Origin of the sequence: Klebsiella sp. CN_Kp113 (genome assembly GCF_040064585.1) — a bacterium.
GTDB classification, from domain to species: domain Bacteria; phylum Pseudomonadota; class Gammaproteobacteria; order Enterobacterales; family Enterobacteriaceae; genus Klebsiella; species Klebsiella michiganensis.
This window is the reverse complement of sequence record NZ_JBEAID010000019.1, coordinates 120,510-141,386: the sequence shown is the minus strand read 5'-3', so window position 1 is coordinate 141,386 and position 20,877 is coordinate 120,510. Positions and strand designations below refer to the sequence as shown.

Genomic DNA, 20,877 nt, shown 5'->3' with positions numbered 1-20,877 from the left:
TCAAATACATTTAAAGTAATCAAAGGGTTCCCGGCAGCTGTCGCAGCGATACAGCGCTTTGCAGGCCGTGGAACCGAATTCGCTAATCAGCGAGGTGTGGCGGCTGCCGCAGCGCGGGCAGACCACCTCCTCCGGCATGTGGGCATGGCAGGCATGGCCCTGCGGCGGACTGATGCCGTACTGGCGCAGGCGTTCACGCGCGTCCGGCCCCATCCAGTCGGTGGTCCACGGCGGGTCAAGCTGCAGCACGATATGCACCGGCGCGTAGCCGTTTTCCGTCATTGCCGCGCGGATTTCTCCCAGCAGATGTTCGGTGGCCGGGCAGCCCGAATAGGTTGGCGTGAAGCCAATCACCCAGCCATCGCCGCGGCGCTCCACGCTGCGCACCAGGCCGAGGTCGGTAATGGTCAGCACCGGCACTTCCGGATCGGCAATGGCGCCTAACAGATCCCAGACGGCGTGGACCTCCGGGGGCGCGATATCAACCAGACGTTGCATAATTCCCCCCTGCTACCACTGCTGGCCGGGATAGGCGCGCTGTAAATACTGCATCTCCGCCAGCAGCGGCCCGAGATGTTCGCTGTGCAGCCCCTGCTTACCGCCGCTGCGGAAAGCCGCTTCTTGCGGGATCTGCAAACCGGCGTCGATCAGCGCCGTGTGCACCGCGTTCTGCCATTCGGCCTGCAGTTCGCGGGGGTCGACGGCGATGCCCTGCGCACTCAGCTCAATTTCCAGCTCATCGGCCTGGAACAGCTCGCCGGTAAAGCGCCACAGGTTATCCACCGCGCTCTGCATTCTCTGGGCGGAAAGCGCCGTGCCGTTGCCCAGACGCTCCAGCCAGCCGCGGCTAAAGCGCTGGTGGTAGCGCACCTCTTTCAGCGCCCTGGCGGCGATGGCGGCAAGCTGCGCATCGCGACTGCCGACCAGGCGGCCGAACAGCGCCACGTGCCAGACATCGATGAAAAACTGGCGAGCGAGGGTGTCGGCGAAGTTGCCGTTTGGCTGCTCCGCCAGCAGTAAATTGCAAAACTGGCGCTCGTCGCGGCCAAAGGCCAGGGTATCTTCATCGCCGCTGCCGGTCAGTTCGGCGGCGTAGCTGAGGAAATGGCGCGCCTGCCCCAGCAGGTCGAGGCCGATATTGGCCAGCGCCAGATCGATCTCCAGCTCCGGCGCGTGGCCGCACCACTCGCCCAGACGCTGGGCCAGCACCAGGCCGTTATCGCCAAGGCGCAGAGCATAAGCGGCAACGGGGTTATCGTTTTTCATCGTGGCCTCACATATGTTCCATGCCGTCGGGCACGGTGTAGAAGGTGGGATGACGATAGACTTTGCTCTCCGCCGGGTCGAAAAACGCGCCGCGCTCTTCGGGCTGCGAGGCGACGATTTCGCTGGCCTTCACCACCCAAATCGAACAGCCTTCGCTGCGGCGGGTATAGGCATCGCGGGCGTTTTCCAGCGCCATCTGGTCATCGGCGGCGTGCAGGCTGCCGACGTGGCGGTGCGACAGTCCCTGTTTGCTGCGAACGAACACTTCATATAACGGCCAGTAGTTTTTGCTCATTTTCATTCTCCTTACGCGGCGTCGCGAGCCTGCTGTTTTTGCTCATGCGCCAGCGCGGCTTCCCGCACCCACGCGCCCTCTTCCCATGCCTTGCGTTTAGCGCCCAGGCGTTCGTGGTTGCAGATCCCGCGTCCGGCAATCACTTCGTTAAATTCGTGCCAGTCGATTGCGCCAAAGCGGTAGTGGCCGCTGGTTTCATCCAGCCGCAAATCCGGGTCGGGTACGGTCATGCCGAGGATTTCCACCTGCGGAATGGTGTTATCGACAAAGCGCTGGCGCAGTTCGTCGTTCGAGTGGAGCTTGATTTTCCACGCCATGCTGCGGGCGCTGTTTGGCGAGTTATCGTCGCCCGGGCCAAACATCATCAGCGCCGGCCACCAGAAACGGTTGATGGCGTCCTGCAGCATCTGCCGCTGCGCGTCGCTGCCCTGCGCCAGCGCCATGCAGGCTTCAAACCCCTGGCGCTGGTGAAAGCTCTCCTCTTTGCAGATCTTGACCATTGCCCGGGCGTAGGGTCCGTAGGAGGTGCGGCACAGCGCCACCTGATTGACGATGGCCGCGCCGTCCACCAGCCAGCCAATCACGCCGATATCCGCCCAGCTCAGGGTCGGGTAGTTAAAAATGGAGGAGTACTTCATCTTGCCGTCGAGCATCTTCTGATACAGGTCTTCGCGGGCGCAGCCGAGGGTTTCCGCCGCGCTGTAGAGGTACAGGCCATGCCCGGCTTCATCCTGCACTTTCGCCAGCAGAATCGCTTTGCGCCTAAGGGTCGGCGCGCGAGTGATCCAGTTGCCTTCCGGCAACATGCCGACGATTTCCGAGTGCGCGTGCTGACCAATCTGGCGGATCAGCGTTTTGCGGTAGGCTTCCGGCATCCAGTCCTGCGGTTCGATGGCCGTCTCCTGCGCGATGCGCTGGTCAAAGCGTTGTTCTTCTGTCACGTCATCACCTTTATGATTCCAATAAATTCGATTAAAAATAATTTTCGAATCACTTTGTTTTATAAAAGTTACATTCAGGTTAAATTAAACCACAAATTTTGTTTGTTCTTTTTGTGATAGCGACCGCAAAAGCTTTTGTAAAAACCCTTATTAACAGGGTATTAAGTGCATGACGCAGATCATCACCGATCACAATGTTAATAAATTATTAAATGCGAGCTTGATTTTTATGATTCACCAAAGAACTATTTATAGATATTTCACGTAACACATCTGGAGATGAACCATGCAGCAGTTAGCCAGCTACTTGTCCGGCGCGTGGCAGACCGGCCGGGGCCACGCGCGTACCATCCATCACGCCATCAGCGGCGAAGCGCTATGGGAAGTCACCAGCGCGGGTCTGGATATGGCGCAGGCACGACGCTTCGCGATTGAGCGCGGCGGCAAAGCGCTGGGGGCGATGACCTTTATTGAGCGCAGCGCGATGCTGAAGGCGCTCGCCAGATATTTGCTGGAGCACAAGGCAGAGCTGTACGCGATCTCCGCCGAAACCGGCGCCACCCGCGCCGATAGCTGGGTAGATATCGAAGGGGGCATTGGCACCCTTTTCACCTACGCCGGTCTCGGCAGCCGCGAGCTGCCGGACGATACCCTGTGGCCGGAAGATGAGCCGATCCCGCTGTCAAAACAGGGAGGCTTCGCCGCCCGCCACGTGCTGACCTCAAAGTCCGGCGTGGCGGTGCATATCAACGCCTTTAACTTCCCCTGCTGGGGCATGCTGGAAAAGCTGGCGCCCACCTGGCTTGCCGGTATGCCGGCCATCATCAAACCGGCTACCGCCACCGCGCAGCTGACGCAGGCGATGGTCAAAATGATTGTTGATAGCGGGCTGGTGCCGGAGGGGGCAATCAGCCTGATCTGCGGCGGCGCGGGCGATCTGCTCGACCATCTCGATAGCCAGGACGTTGTCACCTTTACCGGCTCGGCCCGTACCGGACAGCAGCTGCGGGTGCATCCCAACCTGGTCGCGAAGTCCATTCCCTTCACCATGGAAGCAGATTCGCTGAACTGCTGCGTACTCGGTGACGACGTCACGCCTGCGCAGCCGGAGTTCGCGCTATTTATTCGCGAAGTGGTACGAGAGATGACGGCGAAGGCCGGGCAAAAGTGCACCGCCATCCGGCGTATTATCGTGCCGCAGGCGCAGGTGAAAGCGGTGAGCGACGCGCTGATTGCGCGCCTGCAAAAAGTGGTGGTCGGCGACCCGGCGCAGGAAGGCGTGAAGATGGGCGCGCTGGTGAACCACGAACAACGTCAGGACGTGCAGGATAACGTCAACCGTCTGGTGGCCGCCGGATGTGACCTGCTGCTGGGCGGCCAGGCCGATTTCAGCGCCGCCGGCGCCTTCTTCCCGCCAACGCTGCTGTACTGCCCGCAGCCGGACGAGACCCCGGCGGTACACGCTATTGAAGCGTTTGGTCCCGTCGCCACCCTGATGCCGTATCAGAACGTTGAGCACGCCATGATCCTGGCGCGGGCCGGCGAAGGTAGCCTGGCCGGAACCCTGGTGACCGCCAGCGGCGAACTGGCGAGGGCGTTTATTCTCGGCGCCGCCCGCGCCCACGGGCGTATTCAGATACTGAACGAAGAGTCTTCCGCAGAATCAACCGGCCACGGCTCCCCGCTGCCGCAGCTGGTACACGGCGGCCCGGGGCGCGCCGGCGGCGGCGAAGAGCTGGGCGGCCTGCGGGCGGTGAAGCACTATATGCAGCGCACCGCGGTTCAGGGCAGCCCGACGATGCTCGCCGCCATTGGCCAGCAGTGGGTGCGCGGCGCGCAGGTGATGGAAGACCGCATTCACCCGTTCCGTAAATATTTCGAGGAGATCCAGCCGGGCGACAGCCTGCTGACGCCTCGCCGCACCCTGACCGAGGCGGATATCGTCAACTTCGCCTGCCTGAGCGGCGATCACTTTTACGCTCATATGGATAAGATTGCCGCCGCGGAGTCGATTTTCGGCGAGCGCGTGGTGCACGGCTATTTCCTGATTTCCGCCGCTGCCGGGCTATTTGTTGACGCCGGGGTCGGCCCGGTGATCGCCAACTACGGAATGGAAAATCTGCGCTTTATCGAGCCGGTGAAGCCGGGCGATACCATCCAGGTACGCCTGACCTGCAAACGCAAAACGGTGAAACGCCAGCGCAGCGCGGAGGAGAAAGCGACCGGCGTCGTCGAGTGGGCGGTAGAGATTTTTAACCAGCACCAGCAGGCGGTCGCGCTCTACTCCATCCTGACCCTGGTGGCCCGCCAGCAGGGGGATTTTGCGGAGTAAATATTAGAAACTCGCCCATCTTTATCGCCCTCTTCATGCCTCTGCGGAGGCATTTTTTGTAACTGGCAAAACTGACAAACAACCTGGCAAAAGCAGGCAAACGCCTCGGCGCTGACCGCTGTTAGGTTAACGATACACAAGCCGACATTCGCAGCGGCACTGCACAACACAACAATAAGGTGAGGTCTCAATGGCGATTCTTTCTCCCCGCAAAACGGCTCTGGCGTTGGCTGTCGCTCTGTTTTGCGCCTGGCAAAGCCCGGCGTTCGCCCACGGCGGCGAAGCCCATATGGTCCCGATGGACAAAACCCTTCAGGATTTTGGCGCGGACGTTCAGTGGGATGACTACGCGCAGATGTTTACCCTGATTAAAGACGGCGCTTACGTAAAGGTAAAACCGGGGGCGAAAACGGTCATCGTCAATGGTAAAACCCTGGAGCTGCAGGTGCCGGTAGTGATGAAAGACGGCAAAGCGTGGGTTTCTGACACTTTTATCAACGACGTGTTTCAGTCCGGTCTTGACCAGACCTTCCAGGTGGAAAAACGCCCGCATCCGCTGAACTCGCTGTCAGCGGCGGAAATCAGCGCAGCGGTCGCTATCGTTAAAGCCGCGGCGGATTTCAAACCCAATACCCGATTCACCGAGATCTCCCTGCGCGAGCCGGATAAAAAAGCGGTGTGGGATTTTGCCCTCAACGGTACGCCGGTCAACGCCCCGCGCGCTGCCGACGTGATCATGCTCGACGGCAAACACGTTATTGAGGCGGTGGTGGATTTACAGAATAAAAAAGTGCTTTCATGGACACCGATTAAAGACGCCCACGGCATGGTGCTGCTGGATGATTTCGCCAGCGTGCAGAACATCATCAACGCCAGCAGCGAATTTGCCGAAGTGTTAAAAAAGCACGGCATCGACGACCCGAGCAAGGTGATTACCACCCCGCTGACCGTCGGCTACTTCGACGGCAAAGATGGCCTCAAGCAGGACGCGCGGCTGCTGAAAGTGGTCAGCTATCTTGACGTTGGCGACGGTAACTACTGGGCGCATCCGATTGAAAACCTGGTAGCGGTGGTCGACCTTGAGCAGAAGAAGATCATCAAAATCGAAGAGGGGCCGACGATCCCGGTACCGATGGCGGCCCGCCCCTATGACGGGCGCGACCGCGTTGCGCCAAAGGTTAAACCGCTGGATATCATTGAGCCAGAGGGCAAAAACTACACCATTACCGGCGATATGATCCACTGGCAAAACTGGGATTTCCACCTGCGCATGAACTCCCGCGTTGGGCCGATTCTCTCCACCGTGACATATAACGATAACGGCAAGAAACGTCAGGTGATGTATGAAGGTTCGCTGGGCGGGATGATCGTCCCCTACGGCGACCCGGACGTGGGCTGGTATTTTAAAGCCTATCTCGATTCCGGCGACTACGGTATGGGCACCCTGACCTCACCTATCGTCCGCGGTAAAGACGCGCCGTCTAACGCGGTCCTGCTGGATGAAACCATCGCCGACTATACCGGCACGCCCACGACCATCCCGCGCGCAATCGCCATCTTCGAACGCTACGCCGGGCCGGAGTATAAGCATCAGGAGATGGGCAAGCCGAACGTCAGTACCGAGCGCCGCGAGCTGGTGGTGCGCTGGATCAGCACCGTCGGCAACTACGACTATATTTTTGACTGGGTATTCCACGAAAACGGCACCATCGGCATTGATGCTGGGGCGACCGGCATCGAAGCGGTGAAAGGCGTGCAGGCGAAGACCATGCATGACCCGAGCGCCAAAGAGGACACCCGCTACGGCACGCTGATTGACCATAATATTGTCGGCACCACCCACCAGCATATTTATAACTTCCGCCTCGATCTAGACGTTGACGGCGAGAACAACACGCTGGTGGCCATGGACCCGGAAGTGAAGCCGAATACCGCCGGCGGTCCGCGTACCAGCACTATGCAGATCAATCAGTACACGATTGATAGCGAGCAGAAAGCGGCGCAGAAATTTGACCCGGGCACCATTCGTCTGCTGAGCAATACCACGAAAGAAAACCGGATGGGTAACCCGGTGTCGTATCAGATTATCCCCTACGCGGGCGGCACGCATCCGGTCGCCACCGGGGCAAAATTCGCGCCTGATGAGTGGATTTACCATCGTCTGAGCTTTATGGATAAGCAGCTGTGGGTCACCCGCTATCATCCCACCGAGCGCTTCCCGGAAGGCAAGTACCCTAACCGTTCGATTCACGACACCGGCCTCGGCCAGTACGCGAAAGATGACGAGTCGCTGGACAACCATGATGACGTGGTGTGGATCACCACCGGCACCACCCACGTGGCCCGCGCCGAGGAGTGGCCGATTATGCCGACCGAGTGGGCGCACGCGCTGCTGAAACCGTGGAACTTCTTTGACGAGACGCCGACGCTGGGCGAGAAGAAACAATAGGCACGTCACGGCCTCAGCGATGGGGCCGTTTTTATTTATCCGCGGTCAATGCACATGCAGCGGGCAGCAGGACCGGTATAGCCTGTTTTTCAACTTCTTTTGCCATATATGTTAGATGTCGGCGATTAACTTATATGGCATAAAAGCAGGCAACGAATATCAATGAGAATGGCTTTATGTCGCTTTACGATCTCAGAACCGAAGCGCAGGCATTGCCGGCGTCCTGGCGCTCCCGGATCTTAGGCCGCGTTGGGGCAACGAATCTCAAAGTCCTGCGCATAGATGCCCACTCTGTCGCTGAGGAGGTACATGAATATGACGAGGGATTACTGGTTATAGACGGACGTCTGGAACTGAGCGTGCAGGAGAAAAAAATTTCCGTCGCGCCCGGCCAGCTTTATATAGCCAAAGCGGGAATTCCTCATACGGTAGAAGCAGGCAGCTTTGGCACCCTGGTGATTATAGATTTACCAGACAGCGGTTTCAGCGGCGCATCCCCTGCTGATTAAGTGAAATGTGCGATAGACAGCGTTGTGCCAAAAGCGGATTTTTTTAGACAGCCATTCAATCTTTCAACGAGCTCAATTCTTCAGCGAGCCATTGTCTTAGAATGCTTATTTTAAAAGAGTCCTGATTATCTGAACGGTAGACTAAATCGTACCCCCGCTCAGCCTTAAGTTTGAACTGTGGAAACGGAACAACAAGCCTTCCAGCAGCGACATCATCTGCAATCAGAACGCTGCGTCCCAGAGCAACGCCTTCGCCACGTATAGCCGCCTCAGTCGCCATGCTGCCAAGAGTCCATAAGGGCCCCTGCTGGCAGCTAAAATTTTTTTCTCCGGCCATCTCAAACCATGCCTTCCAGTTCGCCTGCATTCTGTACTCATGCAGAAGAACGCAATTTAAAAGTCCCTTAATCTCTGTCAGACCATTATGTTTCTCAAGAAAATCTGGGCTACAGACAGGAGTGACTGTTTCATCGAACATACGTTCAGACGAAACATCTCGATAATTGCCAAGGCCGTAACGAATGGCAGCATCTACCTGACCATCATTAAGGTCCACATTAACGTCAGTAACATCCAGCTCAATTTCAAATTCAGGATATCTCTGCCTGAACCGACTTAAACGCGGTGCTAACCACTTACTGGCAAATGAAACCGTTGTACTTATACGTAAACTTTTTATCAGGTTTCTTCCTCGCAGACGCTCGGACTCCCGCATTAAATCACTCAAAAGACGGGTAACCAGTTGGTGAAATTCAGCCCCTTGCTCCGTCAGAATTATCTGCCGCGTCAGCCTGAAAAATAGCTTTAACCCCAGATGCTCTTCGAGCTTCCGGATTTGCCGGCTTATCGCGCCATGCGTAACGTGCAACTCCGCTGCCGCCAGCGTCATGCTTGAGAGGCGGGCTGTGGCTTCAAAAGCGCGCAGAGTTTGCAATGGGGGAAGGCGATCGAACATCATACGCGTGATAATAATTCACGCGTGTTGTGAGAACAAATGATTTGTCAGGCCAGAGTCCAAAAATCAAAATTAACAAAAAGAACATTATTATTTTCATAGCGATACCTGGAGGAATAATGGAAAGTTTATTTGTTTACGGGACACTCGGACCTGGCCGGCCTAATGCTCATATTCTTGAAAATATCGGGGGGACATGGCAGGAAGGCCACGTTGGGGGTTCTTTATTAGAGAAAGGCTGGGGTGCAGAGATGGGTTATCCGGGAATTGTACTGGATGACTCAGGTCATCGTGTACCGGGTTTTCTTTTCAAGTCAGAGAATTTACATAATTACTGGCACCTACTCGATGAGTTCGAAGGTTCTGAGTATGAACGGGTTCCTGTAGAGGTAACCACATCGAACGGTCAGACAGTGCAATCATATCTCTATATGCTCAAAGCATAAACTGTTAGCGGCTGGTCCTGGTTCAGGTCGAGATTTATAACTGTGTCTGTTAACAAATAAAGGTGACTGTCGGCCGGTTACAGGTAATCTGACGATGTCAGCAAGCCAGTTCATATATGGCTGATTGAACGACCAATGATGCTAAAACGCTCTACAGGTTCTAATACAGAGAATAAATCATCCTTGAATGCATCATGCACAAATCTTTAGCCCTATCTATGTCCGCTTCTCACTCATAGCGGACCTTTGCACTTGTCCGTTTCGTGCCGTAGGCGGACGTTGCAGTATCTTCCACTTTCGGCTCGCATCAGTCTGAGGTAACGTAGCAGAAATTTTTTTTTTCCGGACTCAACCACGATGCCTTCCATCGAAACGTTTATGACTTTCCTTCTCGCGCTGACGCTTCTGGAAATTTCTCCGGGGCCAGACATGATGCTGACCATCGCCAGAGGAGTCGGTCAGGGAAGACGTATTGCACTGCTTACGGTTCTGGGCAATGTCTTTGTCGCAGGTTTTGCGCAAGTTTCTTTTCTTGTTCTTGGGCTGGTGACCGTTGTGCATGCCTGGCCAGTTGCGCTGGATCTGCTAAGGTGGGCTGGTGCGGCTTATCTGATGTGGCTGGGCATAAAAATGATAGCGACTTCAGGCACAGATACTCGGCTGCGAAAAACCGCAATAATTTCTGACTGGAATGCGGTTAAGGAAGGTGCCCTGAACAGCCTGACGAACCCAAAATCCCTGCTGTTCATGTTTGCTTTTCTTCCTCAGTTTATCGATCCCGCCGCGGGTCCTGTCTGGCTGCAATTGCTTGTTCTGGGGAGTATCCAAAAGCTGGCAGGAATTGTTTCCCTGGGGTCAGTCGCAATGGCATCAGGGACATTTGGAAACTGGCTACGTAAACACCCAGGCTTTATCAAATGGCAGGAACGATTTACAGGCGTTGTCATGATAGGCCTTGGTATCCGCATGTTGTTTAGCGGGTCTGGTGTAGTCTCGAAATCTGCCCGGTAAGTTTTACCGAAACAGTAAACCCAGTGTCCGCCTCTCGCTCATAGCAGACCTCGCGACGCTTCAGACGGTCCGCTTTGTGCCGGGAGCGGACTGTGCAAGCCGAAGACGATATTGAGTGTCTTTGCCGGAAATGCCGCCTTTCACCGCTAAGCGTTATAAACGCTCAAAACCCTAAAATGTGATAAGTGAAGCCACTATTCTTCATCTACGAACTTATCTGCTTCAGGAGAATAATGCTGACAAACGCATGCCAGCTTATGCCCGTCAGGATCGCGCAGATAGGCAACATAAAAGTCGGGGCCGTATGCGGTTCGTGTCCCTGGCTCGCCTTCATTCTCCCCTCCCGCAAGGAGGCCTGCTGCATGAAACCGCCTGACAAGGTCAGCGCTGTCTGCATGGAATGCGAACATTGTCCCGTTTCCCGCCGTTGCGGGATGCCGGTCAAAAGGAGGACAAATACAGAAGTTGAATACCTCATGTGGGTTATTTTCATCCCCCCACATTGCCCAGCTTTCTGTCCAGGCTGGCAGTCGTGAGTAGCCAAGAACTTTAAAAATAGCCTCATAAAAGTCCACGGAGCGCTGAAAGTCATTTGTACCTATAGTGATATAAGCCAGCATCTTAGTGCATCCTCTTCGCCCTTTTTTGAACAGACATGATATCTCTCTGAGTCGCGATGAACTATTTCCCCGGATGCGCCTGTTGCCGCTTTGAAACCTGAGCACCGACGGTTACGGCATAGCATGCCCTGTTAATCTCTTCGACTATAAGAGAAATAGCCGGAAAGACATTATCCCCGGGGTTGACACTGGCTTGCCAGCCAGCGACCGACTTCAGGCCATATTTTTTCCGCACATCGGGTACGGAAAAAGCCCATGTGGCCGATGACCGGAATACCATAATCCGCGTGCCGGATCTCGCGGCGTTCAATTTTTGCGTTTTCCACCGGCGCCATCAGGCGCGTAATCGCTGCAGAATTAGCCCAGGGATCGTCATCAAAACCGAGTACCAGAAGGGGTAACGTGACTTCGCTTGCCCGTCGGCGCGCATCCCAGGCGCGATCGTCATAAAAATAGTCGGGCATGGCACTCCAGCGCCCCCATTGCAGCATGACGGGCGCGGGTAAATCTTCCCCCAGCCCGAGGCGTCTGGCAGGCATATAGCCAAAGGTACGACACAGAACCGGCGCCAGAATACGTAATAAAAACCAGACTCTGAGCTTTTCCTGCGTTTGTTGAATTGTGCGGGTGACGCCAGCGTGCGAAGCAACAAGAACCGCCGCATGCAGCGACCGGGTGGCCGTTGAAAGCAGAATAGCGTGCCCGCCAACGCTGTGCCCTACCGCCATCAGCAGAAGATTGGGGAAACGCAGCTTTGCCCAGGCGGTAACGCAGCCGACATCCTGCTCGATCCAGTCAGACATTGAGACATGACAGTGTTGCAGCGTGCCTGACCTGGAATGACCTATCCCCCGATAGTCGTAGGTCAGAACATTGAATCCCATTGCGTAAAGGTACTCAGCGAAGTCCTTGTAAAACGCCTGTGATACCGCGGTGGCAGGATGGAGGATCACCAGCGCTTTAGCATCGTTTCTCTCCCATACTGTGGCAGCCAGAACATCCCCCTGCTTTACAGGGATTGTTATCAGGTTCATAAAAGATATCCGCCCACGTGGTCATACCAGTTAAATAATTTTAACTGTAGCCGCCACGGGCAAATCTGGCGATGTTTTTATTCCTCTATTAACGTCCTCTTCTCGCGCTGCACAGGCTCAGCGGTCTTTTCCCCCAACCACCAGCGCCAGAAGCGGTTGGTACTGATAAGCCACTCAATCTCTTGCTTTTTTTCGACCTGTCGATCATGCTCATCTCGTGCAGATTAAGCGCAGCGGTTCGAATACGGGACAGGCAGATGCCCCTCGCGCGCTCATGACGCCCCTTTATTTAATAGCAGGAGATCACCATGCTTGAACTTCGCCCTAATTGTGAATGCTGTGATAACGATCTGCCGCCAGAATCAACAAGCGCGTACATCTGTTCATTCGAATGCACCTTTTGCGTTGACTGCGTGACTCAGCGGCTGCAAGGCCGGTGCCCGAACTGTGGGGGAGAGCTGGTGCGCCGCCCAATACGCCCCGAATCAGCCCTCCTTCGGCATCCCGCCTCCAGCCTGCGCCGATATAAACAATAAGCCGGTTTGTCACTTATCGCTGACGATCCGGTTCGCCGCGTGCCCGCTCATCCTCGTTTACGTAGCGCGTTAAGTAGCGCCTGCGTTGCGCCGGAAGACGTTCCGGATGACGAACAGACCAGCCGAAACTCACGGTGTATGGCAGGCGTCACTGGCACCACGCACAGATTGCGCAACGCCTCTGGCAGGGCTGATTCAGGCACAATGGCGACTCCCATCCCTTCCGCGACCAGCTTACAGGCGCTAATCCAGTCGCGTACCGTCACGCGTATATCAACAAGTTGCAGACCCGCCTTTTCCATCAGGCTTTTACCATTAACGGCGCATCCGCCTGTCGCCAGAATAAAGGGCTGGTCTGCCAGCGCCTTTAGCGTTATGCCACACGTCCTGGCATGATGTGCCAGCCGATGAGTGGCTGGCAGTACCGCTACCCATGCATCCTGCCCTAATACAACGTCAGCACGGCCGGGTTCGGGATTCATGACTACCCCCAGCTCAACGGTATCTGCGGCCAGCCACTCCTCGACCTCCTCGTCCGAGCCTTCCAGGATGACGACGTCAATACCCGGATGCAGGCGCTTAAAGTCCCGCAGCAGTCCAGGCAACAAGGTGGACGTCACTGATGGAAAGCTGGCCAGGCGAATGCGCCCGCGATTTAAACCCCGTCTCTCATCGGCCAGTTCGCGGATGGCATTCAGCTGCGAAAGCATGTTTCTTGCGTGTTCAACAACCTGCCCGCCCAGCGCGGTCACGCCGATATATCGTCGCTCACGTATAAATACCGAAAATCCCAGTGAAGACTCTAGCTGGGCGATTGCCTGGCTGGCGCCGGACTGAGTCATTCCTATCTCCTCTGCGGCGCGCGAGATGTTGCCGGCATCCGCCACCGCCACCAGTAAGCGCCAATGTAAAAGGTTCATCATGATTATCAGTAGCTCAGCTAATAGTTATTTTCTTTATCATTAATTTTACAGCGCATTCCGCGTCAAATACAGTGAGCTCAGGACGTCCCCCGACCGCTTTTTACCTTTAACGGAGACAAAATGAAACTCTATTACGCCCCGGATACCTGTTCGTTATCGCCGCACATTGTGCTGCACGAACTGCAACTTGAGTTTGAACTGGTTAGAGTCAACAACAGAAGCAAGATCACCGCTGATGGTCGCGACTTCCGCGCCATTAACCCTAAAGGTTATGTCGCGGCCCTTGAGCTCGATGATGGTCAGATACTCACTGAGGGCCCGGCCATCGTGCAGTACCTCGCCGATCTAAAACCAGAACACGGCCTGGCGCCGCGTGCGGACAGCTGGGCTCGGGTGCGTCTGCAGGAATGGCTTAACTTTATCACCAGTGAAATACACGCTGGCTCGGCACCGTTGTTCAATCCCGCGCTGCCCGAAGAGGTCAGAGCGATTTTTCGTGAGAAGCTGTTCCGACAGTTCGATTTCCTTCAGGCGACTCTCAACGAAAAAACCTATCTGACTGGCCCATCCTTCAGCGTGGCTGATGCCTACCTTTTCACTGTGCTGGGCTGGTGTAAATTCTTCTCAATCTCACTGGAGCGCTGGCCTGCGCTATTGGCGTACAGGGAAACGATCAATGCCCGTCCTGCGGTACAGGCCGCATTACTGGCCGAGGCGTCGCTTTAAGGTTGGTAATCGCTGATTGCGGGACACCGCTTTTGAGTATCTGCAAAATGGAAAGTCCGCTCCTCGTCCATGGCGGATTGCGCGTCCGATGGCCGTCTGCTGCGTGCCAGGAGCGGACATTGTCTTACCAGAAGACAGCATGCAGGAAAGCGCTTCACCTATGGGGTAAAATGCCTGAATGCATACCTGTTTACCACTTTGATTGTAAGGATTTCAAAGAAAGCTTTATGGATACGTTCAAGTTAAAACCCTGGCTAAGTCGCTGGAACCTCATTCCTGATGGCACTCCATTTATAACTCATACATCACAGTTGTATCCGGTCAAAACAGCAGCACATGGTATTAAAGCCATGCTAAAAGTTACGGATGACCTTGATGAACAAGCCGGTAATGCACTAATGGCATGGTGGGAAGGGAATGGTGCGGCACAGGTGATTGCACATGAAAATGAAGCAATTCTTCTCTCAAGAGCCACAGGTTCCTCCTCTTTATCAGCAATGTCCCGTGGAGATAAGGATGACGTAGCCTGTCATATTTTGTGTATGACTGCGAACCAAATTCATTCATGCGCAAAAAGACCGTTTCCCCAGCTTACGCCTTTACATGAATGGTTTAATCCTCTAAAACCAGCAGCCTTGAAATATGGCGGTATCCTGACACGTTGCGCAGAAATTTCAGAGGAATTGCTTTCTTCTCCTCGAGATGTGGTCGTATTGCATGGCGATTTACATCACGGAAATGTGCTTGATTTTGAAACATCTGGCTGGCTTGCCATTGACCCCAAAGGGCTAATAGGTGAACGGGGATTCGACTTTGCTAATATTTTTACTAATCCGGATCTTGGTAATCCAGTACCTCCTGTTGCGGCTGTACCGGAGACATTTAAACAGCGTCTAAGCATCGTCACCAGAATGGCTGACCTGGACAGAGAACGCCTGCTCAAATGGATAATTGCATGGTGTGGTCTTTCAACCGCCTGGTCCCTCTCAAGTAACGATACTGTTTCAACAACAATAAAAGTTGCCGAGTTGGCGATGACTGAACTGGAACGGTGAGTGGGAAGTCGACAATGGGGGTAATGGTTTCCTGTACGTCCGTTCCTCGCTCATAGCGGACCTTTGGCCCAGTTAGCCTGTCCGCTTCATGCCAGATGCAACCCTGGAGCGTCTCTATATTGTTATACGAGCCATCTCGGTACGATCAATGCAGCCCAGGCCCTGTAATGTCGCATGGACAGCTTCATCAAGAGGGGTGTGAGGCTCGGCACCTAAAAAATTCACCAGTTTCGTATTGTCCAGGCGAACCGGCTGGCGCCACAGGTACCGCATCTCCAGAAGTTCGCGTAAGGTTGCGTTGAAAGGTGCTACCAGGTACATCAACCACCACGGAAATGATTGTATTTTGGCCATGCCGCCATAGCGTGCCGCTGTGCGTTGAATCGCGCTGACCATTTCGCTGCCGTCGGCATCCCAGTGACCTTGCATATGAAAACGTGCAAAGGGCTCAAGTTCCTCGCGTCGTGCCAGCAGCGCAGCTATCGTTTCCGCGACATCAGGTAAGTAAGCCCACTGGTGACCGGTTGCAAACGAAGCTGGATTGGCAATGACGCCAGGCAGCTTGCCGGGCTTAATCAGACCTTGAGAAAACCAGTTATTACCGGCGCGTGGACCAAAAAAATCCCCCGCGCGGACGATCAATACCCGCCCGCCACGCTGCGAATAGGCCGCCAGTTCTTTCTCCATTTGTACCCTGATAGCTCCCTTCCTGGTGACCGGCGTCTGCTGAGCGTCTTCCCGTAATAGCGGAAAAGCGTCAGGTCCATAGTTGTAAACGGTCCCGGGAAGCACGATCAAGGCGCCGGTTCGTTCTGCTGCGCCAATCGTGTTGCGCAGCATAGGCAGCACCAGATGCTTCCAGTTTCTGTAGCCGGGCGGATTGACGGCGTGAACGATCGCGCTACAGTCTGCTGCCGCAGCGGCGACCTGCTCCGGGTCGAGAGCGTCGCCCCCTATCCACTGGATGTCACCACGTCGTTCACTGCCATGAAGTCCTCGTTTTAGGGCACGAACGTCCCATTTGTTCTGAATGAGCCGGCGCGCCGTTTCACCACCGATTCCGCCGGTTGCGCCAAGTATCAGGACCTTGCCTCGGGTTTCCATATTGTCTGCCTCTTTGCTGATTTGACCTTGACAGCGTACGTACAGGCAGAGCTAAATGGAATTGCATATCTTTATAGGGCAGCTATACAAATTTGTATGAATACATCTATCCCATGGGAGTGGTACCGAACATTTCTGGCTGTGCTCAGGGAAGGCTCGCTTTCCGGCGCATCACGCAGGCTTTCGATTACGCAGCCTACGGCGGGACGGCATATCGCTGCGCTCGAGTCCGCTCTGGGCCAGGTGTTGTTCACGCGGTCGCAGACGGGCTTGCTGGCGACTGAAACGGCGCTGGCGCTGAGGGTGCATGCCGAAGCGATGGAGAGCACCGCGAATACGCTAGCGCGCACAGCCTCCAACTTTAGTCATAACAGCGCGTCCATTCATGGCGTCGTCCGCGTCTCCGCGAGTGACGTTATCGGCGTTGAAGTTCTGCCGCCGCTTATTGCCAGGCTCAGGGAGTCTCACCCACAAATAACGATTGAATTAGTTCTGTCGAACCGGGTTCAGGATTTACTGCACAGGGAAGCCGATATTGCTGTACGCATGACGACGCCAGTACAGGAACAGCTTATTGCGCGTCGCGTTGGCCGCATTGAACTCGGTCTCCACGCATCGACGTCCTATCTTGCACGACATGGCACGCCTGAAAATAGCGATGATCTGCTGAAACATGCGCTGGTTGGCTTTGATCAGGATACGCCTTTCATCCGTAAGGCCCTGGAAAAATTCCCTCAGCTAAGCCGGAATGCATTTTCCATGCGCACCGACAGCGACGTGGCTCAGCTGAATCTTATTCGTGCCGGTGCCGGCATTGGCATATGCCAGGTGCAGTTGGCCAATGGCTATGTTCCACTGCGGAGATTACTGCCGAATTTCTTTTCTATCTATCTTGATACCTGGATCGTCATGCACGAAGACCTGCGTAATAGTCTGTGCTGCAAATTGGTTTTCGATGTTCTTACAAAGGGATTAGAGGAATATATCGGCCAGAAACAGGCGCAGTGAATCGCCATGGAGAAATGGCCCCTTTAAAGTGCCTGTATACTCCGCGCGTTTTCTCCGGGAGGAATCCCGCTCCTCGGTCATGCCGGCCGCTACGCCCTCCTCCGGCAGCTCCGCGTCGATGCAGAAACCGCGATGACCATGGTTCTGCATGAGCGCAACACACGATCCTGCGCATTATCATTATCTGTCTTTACTCTCACAGCCTTAACGCTATAGCTAAATGGGCATTGGTGGAGTTTGGTAGACAGCGTTGTGCCTGGAGCGGAAAGCGGGTCCAATTAATACAATCAGCGCAATGCTTTTGAGAAACACACGGCTTCTGTCCTACCGACATAGGGGCCGTAATTTTCAATACGAATATATCCATTTTTCTCGTAGAAATTTACTGCCCGATGGTTGATGTGTCGGGTTTCCAGTCTGAGTTCGCTATATCCCATATCTTTTGCAGATGTTTCCAGAAAAGTGAGTAAAGCTCCCCCAACTCCAGGCACGCTTCGGTCTGAAAACATTCTTTTAAGCTCGGCTATATTTTGCGTTATCGGCCGAATAGCGCCGCATCCTATTGCTTCGCCATGAGTATTCTTTGCCAATACCCATAAGGCTTTGTCATCATTCATTGCTTCAACGGTGAAATTGCTTTTGCCACTATCCCCCGTAATAGCGGCAAGTTCAGCTGATAGCATTTCGATTAAGCGATGGGACTCTGAAGAAAATGGATCGGATTTCTCTACAGTTATCATGGTCGTATCCTATAAATGAGAGTAACCAGCATAAAGTATCCTGCCTCAGAAAGCATGAACCGAAACTGATGCTGGAAGAGTATCCTTTCCCAAACTATCCCGGGGATGTTATGTCTGCTATTAGCTCATAGCGGAGATTCAACTCAGTTAGTTCGTCCGCTCCGTGCCAGGATCAGACGTTGTCTTCTCCCTGGTTCGCTATTAAACAGTATACGTGTGACCGGGTTGTCCCCCCGGATTTCGAACTGACAGGGTTAGATACGTTTATAGATAGCCCATCAAAAATGGGGAACGTTTAATGAAGGGGCGCTCGATCTGGGAAACCATTCGTTTTTTGTTAGGTCAACCGCGTAGTTGCCATATAAGTAGCATCAACTTTGAAGGTCCCACTCGCGAAAAACTGGGAGATTAAGGCTCCATTTGGCGACGTTGAGCAGAGTGTTCAACTTCCATTCCTCGCTCATAGCAGACATTCGGTACTATTTTTCCAGTCCAGTTTGTGCGAGACCAGCCTCATCAGGCAACCCCATCCCGTCGACGTCACACCATCAGCGAGCGAGACGAGAGCGTCGCTGCGGTGGCAAAAATTTCCCCTTCCCCGTCTGTTCTGTTGACTTATTCTGTAAAAAGATTACTTTTCAGGACATGAAGAAGATACTTATTATTGTCCCGGATGGCGGCATGCTTTTTGAATCCGCCGGTATTGCCGACATTCTGATGCAGGCCAACCGTCTGCACCCGGAAGGCGCCGGGGAGCTTTGCTACCAGGTCCAGCTAGCGACCACCCAGCCGCATCAGGTGATCCATGGTCAGTCCGGTTTAAATCTGCTGGCCGATCATCGCCTTCATGAGATAGACCCTCGCGAGCCGCTCGATACCATCATGATTACCGGCAGAGGTCAAAACCCGCAGGAAGGGGTTGCGGTGGTTGACTGGCTGCGCCTTGCGGCTCCCCATGCCCGCCGCATTGCCTCCATATGCGGCGGAGCCCTGCTGCTGGCGCAAACCGGGCTGCTGGACGGCAGGCGAGCCACTACCCACTGGAAGCTACTGGATACCCTGCAGGCGGAATTTCCTCAGGTACGCGTCGAAGGCGGTCCGCTCTACATTCAGGACGAACACATCTGGACCTCTGGCGGGGTCAGTTCCGGCTTCGACCTCACCCTGGCGCTGGTTGAAGAGGACTACGGCTTCAGCCTGGCCCGCGATATTGCCCAGGATTTCGTCATGTACCTGCGTCGTCCCGGCGGCCAGCTGCAGTTTAGCCGCTACAACCTTCAGCAGACCAGCACCCTGGGCCCCATTAACGATCTGCTGGCGTGGTTGCTCGCAAACCTCACCGCCGATCTCAGCGTGGATAAACTGGCGGAAAGGGTCGCCATGAGTCCAAGGAATTTCACCCGCGTATTTACCCGGGAAACCGGTGCTTCGCCGGCGCGCTACGTCGCCGAAGCCCGTCTGGCCGCCGCGCGGCAGCGTCTGGAGCAAACTAACGAGACGCTGGATCGTATCGCCGAACAAACTGGATTTGGCAGCAGCATTAACCTGCGACGGCTGTTTGAAAAACAGCTTCACCTCACACCCGGGGAATATCGCCAGCGATTTCACTGTCGCAAAATGGCGTAAAGTGATCCTTTTTTGTCATTTACGCCAAAGCCTGCCCGGCCTACTCTGACGCCAGAGACAATGGATAAGGAGTTAATCATGGTAAAGGTCGGTATTAACGGTTTTGGCCGTATTGGACGCAACGTACTGCGCGCTGCGCTGGGCAATTCGGATATTCAGATTGTGGCGATCAACGATTTGACGGACAGCAAAACGCTGGCGCATCTGCTAAAATACGATTCGCTGCTCGGTAAGCTCGACGCGGACGTTACCGCCGGTGAAGGGCAGCTTGTGGTTGACGGTAAACCCATAACCGTATTCAGCGAACGCGACCCGGCCAATATCCCGTGGCATCAGCGTGAAGTCGATATCGTCATTGAAGCCACCGGATTCTTCACCGATCGCGACAAGGCGGCGGTGCATATCCACAGCGGTGGCGCAAAGCGCGTGATTATCTCCGCCCCCGGCAAAAACGATGATTTAACCATCGTGATGGGCGTTAACGATGGCCTCTACTCCCCGGATAAACACTACGTGGTCAGCAACGGTAGCTGCACCACCAACGGTCTGGCGCCTGCCGCGCAGGTTCTGCACCAGCATTTCGGTATTAAGCACGGTTTGATGAACACCACCCACGCCTACACCAACAGCCAGGCCCTGCACGATCAGCCGGAAAAAGATCTGCGCGGCGCTCGCGCCGCCGCGCTGTCGATAGTGCCTTACTCCAGCGGCGCAGCGAAGGCGCTGGGCAAAGTTATTCCTGAGCTGGATGGCCGATTAACGGGATACTCGCTGCGCGTCCCGGTACCGGTGGTGTCTATTGTCGACCTGACCGTGACGCTGGCGCGAGAGGTGACGGCCGAAGAGGTGAACAATGCCTTTCGTGAAGCCGCCGCGGCGGGGCCGCTAAAAGGGATCCTCGGCTATAGCGATGAACCGCTCGTCTCCAGCGACTACCAGGGTGACCCGCGTTCGTCGATTATCGACGGTCTGTCAACGCTGGTGATTGGCGGCAATATGGTTAAAATTCTGGCGTGGTACGACAATGAATGGGGATTCTCTAACCGCCTCGTTGACCTGGCGCTAATGATGGCAAGGCGTGAGCGTTAATTCACTGCGGGTGTTATTGATAGTTGACATCACTCTGTCGCGGAGAGATTCCCTGGTGACGCGCAGCAGGCTCCTCTGAGCGCCTGATAAAAAGCATAAATGCCCTCGAAGGGCATTTATGCTTTAGCGGTAATGTGCGAGGGTCAGTATTTACTTAACCACTATTCCTGCGGGGCCGGAAAATAGTCAGTGCACAAATAGCGCGATTAAAA

At 55.0% G+C, this 20,877-nt stretch carries 21 protein-coding genes and 1 pseudogene; 12 read left to right on the top strand and 10 right to left on the bottom strand.

The window, feature by feature from the left end; all coding sequences use genetic code 11:
• Genes paaD through paaA form a run of 4 tightly spaced genes read right to left on the bottom strand, consistent with a single transcriptional unit; the run spans position 1 to position 2,502 of the window.
• A complete protein-coding gene (gene paaD, locus ABLV30_RS12285; RefSeq protein WP_221687854.1) occupies positions 1 to 498 on the bottom strand; it encodes a 1,2-phenylacetyl-CoA epoxidase subunit PaaD in 498 nt (165 codons plus the stop codon).
• A 12-nt stretch (positions 499 to 510) separates the two neighbouring features.
• On the bottom strand, positions 511 to 1,266 hold the full coding sequence (gene paaC, locus ABLV30_RS12280) for a 1,2-phenylacetyl-CoA epoxidase subunit PaaC (protein ID WP_046877270.1): 756 nt from the start codon (positions 1,264 to 1,266) through the stop codon (positions 511 to 513).
• Between the two features lie 7 nt (positions 1,267 to 1,273).
• Positions 1,274 to 1,561: a 1,2-phenylacetyl-CoA epoxidase subunit PaaB gene (paaB, locus tag ABLV30_RS12275; protein ID WP_004850493.1), complete on the bottom strand. Its 288-nt coding sequence runs from the start codon at positions 1,559 to 1,561 to the stop codon at positions 1,274 to 1,276.
• A gap of 11 nt (positions 1,562 to 1,572) precedes the next feature.
• The gene (paaA, locus tag ABLV30_RS12270) at positions 1,573 to 2,502 is read right to left on the bottom strand and encodes a 1,2-phenylacetyl-CoA epoxidase subunit PaaA (RefSeq protein ID WP_265799783.1); all 930 of its coding nucleotides are present in this window, start codon (positions 2,500 to 2,502) and stop codon (positions 1,573 to 1,575) included.
• Positions 2,503 to 2,788: 286 nt separating this feature from the next.
• Here paaA and paaZ point away from each other — a divergent pair, with 286 nt between their 5' ends.
• The 3 genes from paaZ to ABLV30_RS12255 all read left to right on the top strand — a co-directional run bounded on the left by paaZ (position 2,789) and on the right by ABLV30_RS12255 (position 7,792).
• A complete protein-coding gene (gene paaZ / locus ABLV30_RS12265) occupies positions 2,789 to 4,834 on the top strand; it encodes a phenylacetic acid degradation bifunctional protein PaaZ (protein WP_265799782.1) in 2,046 nt (681 codons plus the stop codon).
• Between the two features lie 190 nt (positions 4,835 to 5,024).
• Positions 5,025 to 7,283 carry a primary-amine oxidase gene (gene tynA / locus ABLV30_RS12260; RefSeq protein WP_048263571.1) on the top strand — a complete coding sequence of 753 codons (2,259 nt, stop codon included), beginning with the start codon at positions 5,025 to 5,027 and terminating at the stop codon, positions 7,281 to 7,283.
• Between the two features lie 176 nt (positions 7,284 to 7,459).
• Positions 7,460 to 7,792 (top strand): cupin domain-containing protein, encoded by a 333-nt coding sequence (locus ABLV30_RS12255; protein ID WP_025107929.1) that lies wholly within the window; start codon positions 7,460 to 7,462, stop codon positions 7,790 to 7,792.
• Between the two features lie 55 nt (positions 7,793 to 7,847).
• On the opposite strand, the gene gcvA is transcribed toward ABLV30_RS12255, so the two are convergent.
• Entirely contained in the window at positions 7,848 to 8,750 is a 903-nt protein-coding gene (gcvA, locus tag ABLV30_RS12250; RefSeq protein ID WP_224225651.1) for a transcriptional regulator GcvA, read from the bottom strand.
• Between the two features lie 116 nt (positions 8,751 to 8,866).
• Here gcvA and ABLV30_RS12245 point away from each other — a divergent pair, with 116 nt between their 5' ends.
• Positions 8,867 to 9,193: a gamma-glutamylcyclotransferase family protein gene (locus ABLV30_RS12245; RefSeq protein WP_025107931.1), complete on the top strand. Its 327-nt coding sequence runs from the start codon at positions 8,867 to 8,869 to the stop codon at positions 9,191 to 9,193.
• Between the two features lie 357 nt (positions 9,194 to 9,550).
• On the top strand, positions 9,551 to 10,204 hold the full coding sequence (locus ABLV30_RS12240) for a LysE family translocator (protein ID WP_025107932.1): 654 nt from the start codon (positions 9,551 to 9,553) through the stop codon (positions 10,202 to 10,204).
• Between the two features lie 194 nt (positions 10,205 to 10,398).
• Here ABLV30_RS12240 and ABLV30_RS12235 read toward each other — a convergent pair whose 3' ends face one another.
• Both ABLV30_RS12235 and ABLV30_RS12230 read right to left on the bottom strand, forming a co-directional pair.
• Positions 10,399 to 10,824 (bottom strand): VOC family protein, encoded by a 426-nt coding sequence (locus ABLV30_RS12235; RefSeq protein ID WP_025107933.1) that lies wholly within the window; start codon positions 10,822 to 10,824, stop codon positions 10,399 to 10,401.
• 170 nt (positions 10,825 to 10,994) lie between these two features.
• Positions 10,995 to 11,858, bottom strand: a complete 864-nt coding sequence (locus ABLV30_RS12230) for an alpha/beta fold hydrolase (RefSeq protein ID WP_025107934.1) — start codon at positions 11,856 to 11,858, stop codon at positions 10,995 to 10,997.
• Positions 11,859 to 12,166: 308 nt separating this feature from the next.
• Here ABLV30_RS12230 and ABLV30_RS12225 point away from each other — a divergent pair, with 308 nt between their 5' ends.
• A complete protein-coding gene (locus ABLV30_RS12225; RefSeq protein ID WP_071846104.1) occupies positions 12,167 to 12,394 on the top strand; it encodes a DUF1272 domain-containing protein in 228 nt (75 codons plus the stop codon).
• Between the two features lie 47 nt (positions 12,395 to 12,441).
• On the opposite strand, the gene ABLV30_RS12220 is transcribed toward ABLV30_RS12225, so the two are convergent.
• Positions 12,442 to 13,317 carry a LysR family transcriptional regulator gene (locus ABLV30_RS12220; RefSeq protein ID WP_025107935.1) on the bottom strand — a complete coding sequence of 292 codons (876 nt, stop codon included), beginning with the start codon at positions 13,315 to 13,317 and terminating at the stop codon, positions 12,442 to 12,444.
• A 120-nt stretch (positions 13,318 to 13,437) separates the two neighbouring features.
• Here ABLV30_RS12220 and gstA point away from each other — a divergent pair, with 120 nt between their 5' ends.
• Together gstA and ABLV30_RS12210 are read left to right on the top strand one after the other, a co-directional pair.
• Positions 13,438 to 14,043 carry a glutathione transferase GstA gene (gene gstA / locus ABLV30_RS12215; protein ID WP_265799774.1) on the top strand — a complete coding sequence of 202 codons (606 nt, stop codon included), beginning with the start codon at positions 13,438 to 13,440 and terminating at the stop codon, positions 14,041 to 14,043.
• A gap of 227 nt (positions 14,044 to 14,270) precedes the next feature.
• Complete coding sequence (locus ABLV30_RS12210; RefSeq protein ID WP_025107937.1) at positions 14,271 to 15,098, top strand: aminoglycoside phosphotransferase family protein; 828 nt, start codon at positions 14,271 to 14,273, stop codon at positions 15,096 to 15,098.
• Between the two features lie 114 nt (positions 15,099 to 15,212).
• On the opposite strand, the gene ABLV30_RS12205 is transcribed toward ABLV30_RS12210, so the two are convergent.
• Positions 15,213 to 16,202 (bottom strand): NAD-dependent epimerase/dehydratase family protein, encoded by a 990-nt coding sequence (locus ABLV30_RS12205; protein ID WP_265799772.1) that lies wholly within the window; start codon positions 16,200 to 16,202, stop codon positions 15,213 to 15,215.
• Between the two features lie 96 nt (positions 16,203 to 16,298).
• On the opposite strand from ABLV30_RS12205, the gene ABLV30_RS12200 reads away from it, so the two are divergent.
• A complete protein-coding gene (locus ABLV30_RS12200) occupies positions 16,299 to 17,210 on the top strand; it encodes a LysR family transcriptional regulator (protein ID WP_025107939.1) in 912 nt (303 codons plus the stop codon).
• A gap of 287 nt (positions 17,211 to 17,497) precedes the next feature.
• Here ABLV30_RS12200 and ABLV30_RS12195 read toward each other — a convergent pair whose 3' ends face one another.
• Positions 17,498 to 17,950 carry a GNAT family N-acetyltransferase gene (locus ABLV30_RS12195; protein ID WP_014229171.1) on the bottom strand — a complete coding sequence of 151 codons (453 nt, stop codon included), beginning with the start codon at positions 17,948 to 17,950 and terminating at the stop codon, positions 17,498 to 17,500.
• Between the two features lie 200 nt (positions 17,951 to 18,150).
• Between ABLV30_RS12195 and ABLV30_RS12190 the strand changes: the two are divergent.
• The 3 genes and pseudogenes from ABLV30_RS12190 (at position 18,151) to gap (ending at position 20,665) form a co-directional block, all read left to right on the top strand.
• Positions 18,151 to 18,362, top strand: a pseudogene (locus tag ABLV30_RS12190) (hypothetical protein).
• Positions 18,363 to 18,595: 233 nt separating this feature from the next.
• On the top strand, positions 18,596 to 19,576 hold the full coding sequence (locus ABLV30_RS12185) for a helix-turn-helix domain-containing protein (RefSeq protein WP_014229170.1): 981 nt from the start codon (positions 18,596 to 18,598) through the stop codon (positions 19,574 to 19,576).
• 78 nt (positions 19,577 to 19,654) lie between these two features.
• Positions 19,655 to 20,665, top strand: coding sequence for a type I glyceraldehyde-3-phosphate dehydrogenase (gap, locus tag ABLV30_RS12180; RefSeq protein ID WP_025107940.1), 1,011 nt, complete (start codon positions 19,655 to 19,657; stop codon positions 20,663 to 20,665).
• Positions 20,666 to 20,877: the final 212 nt, after the last annotated feature.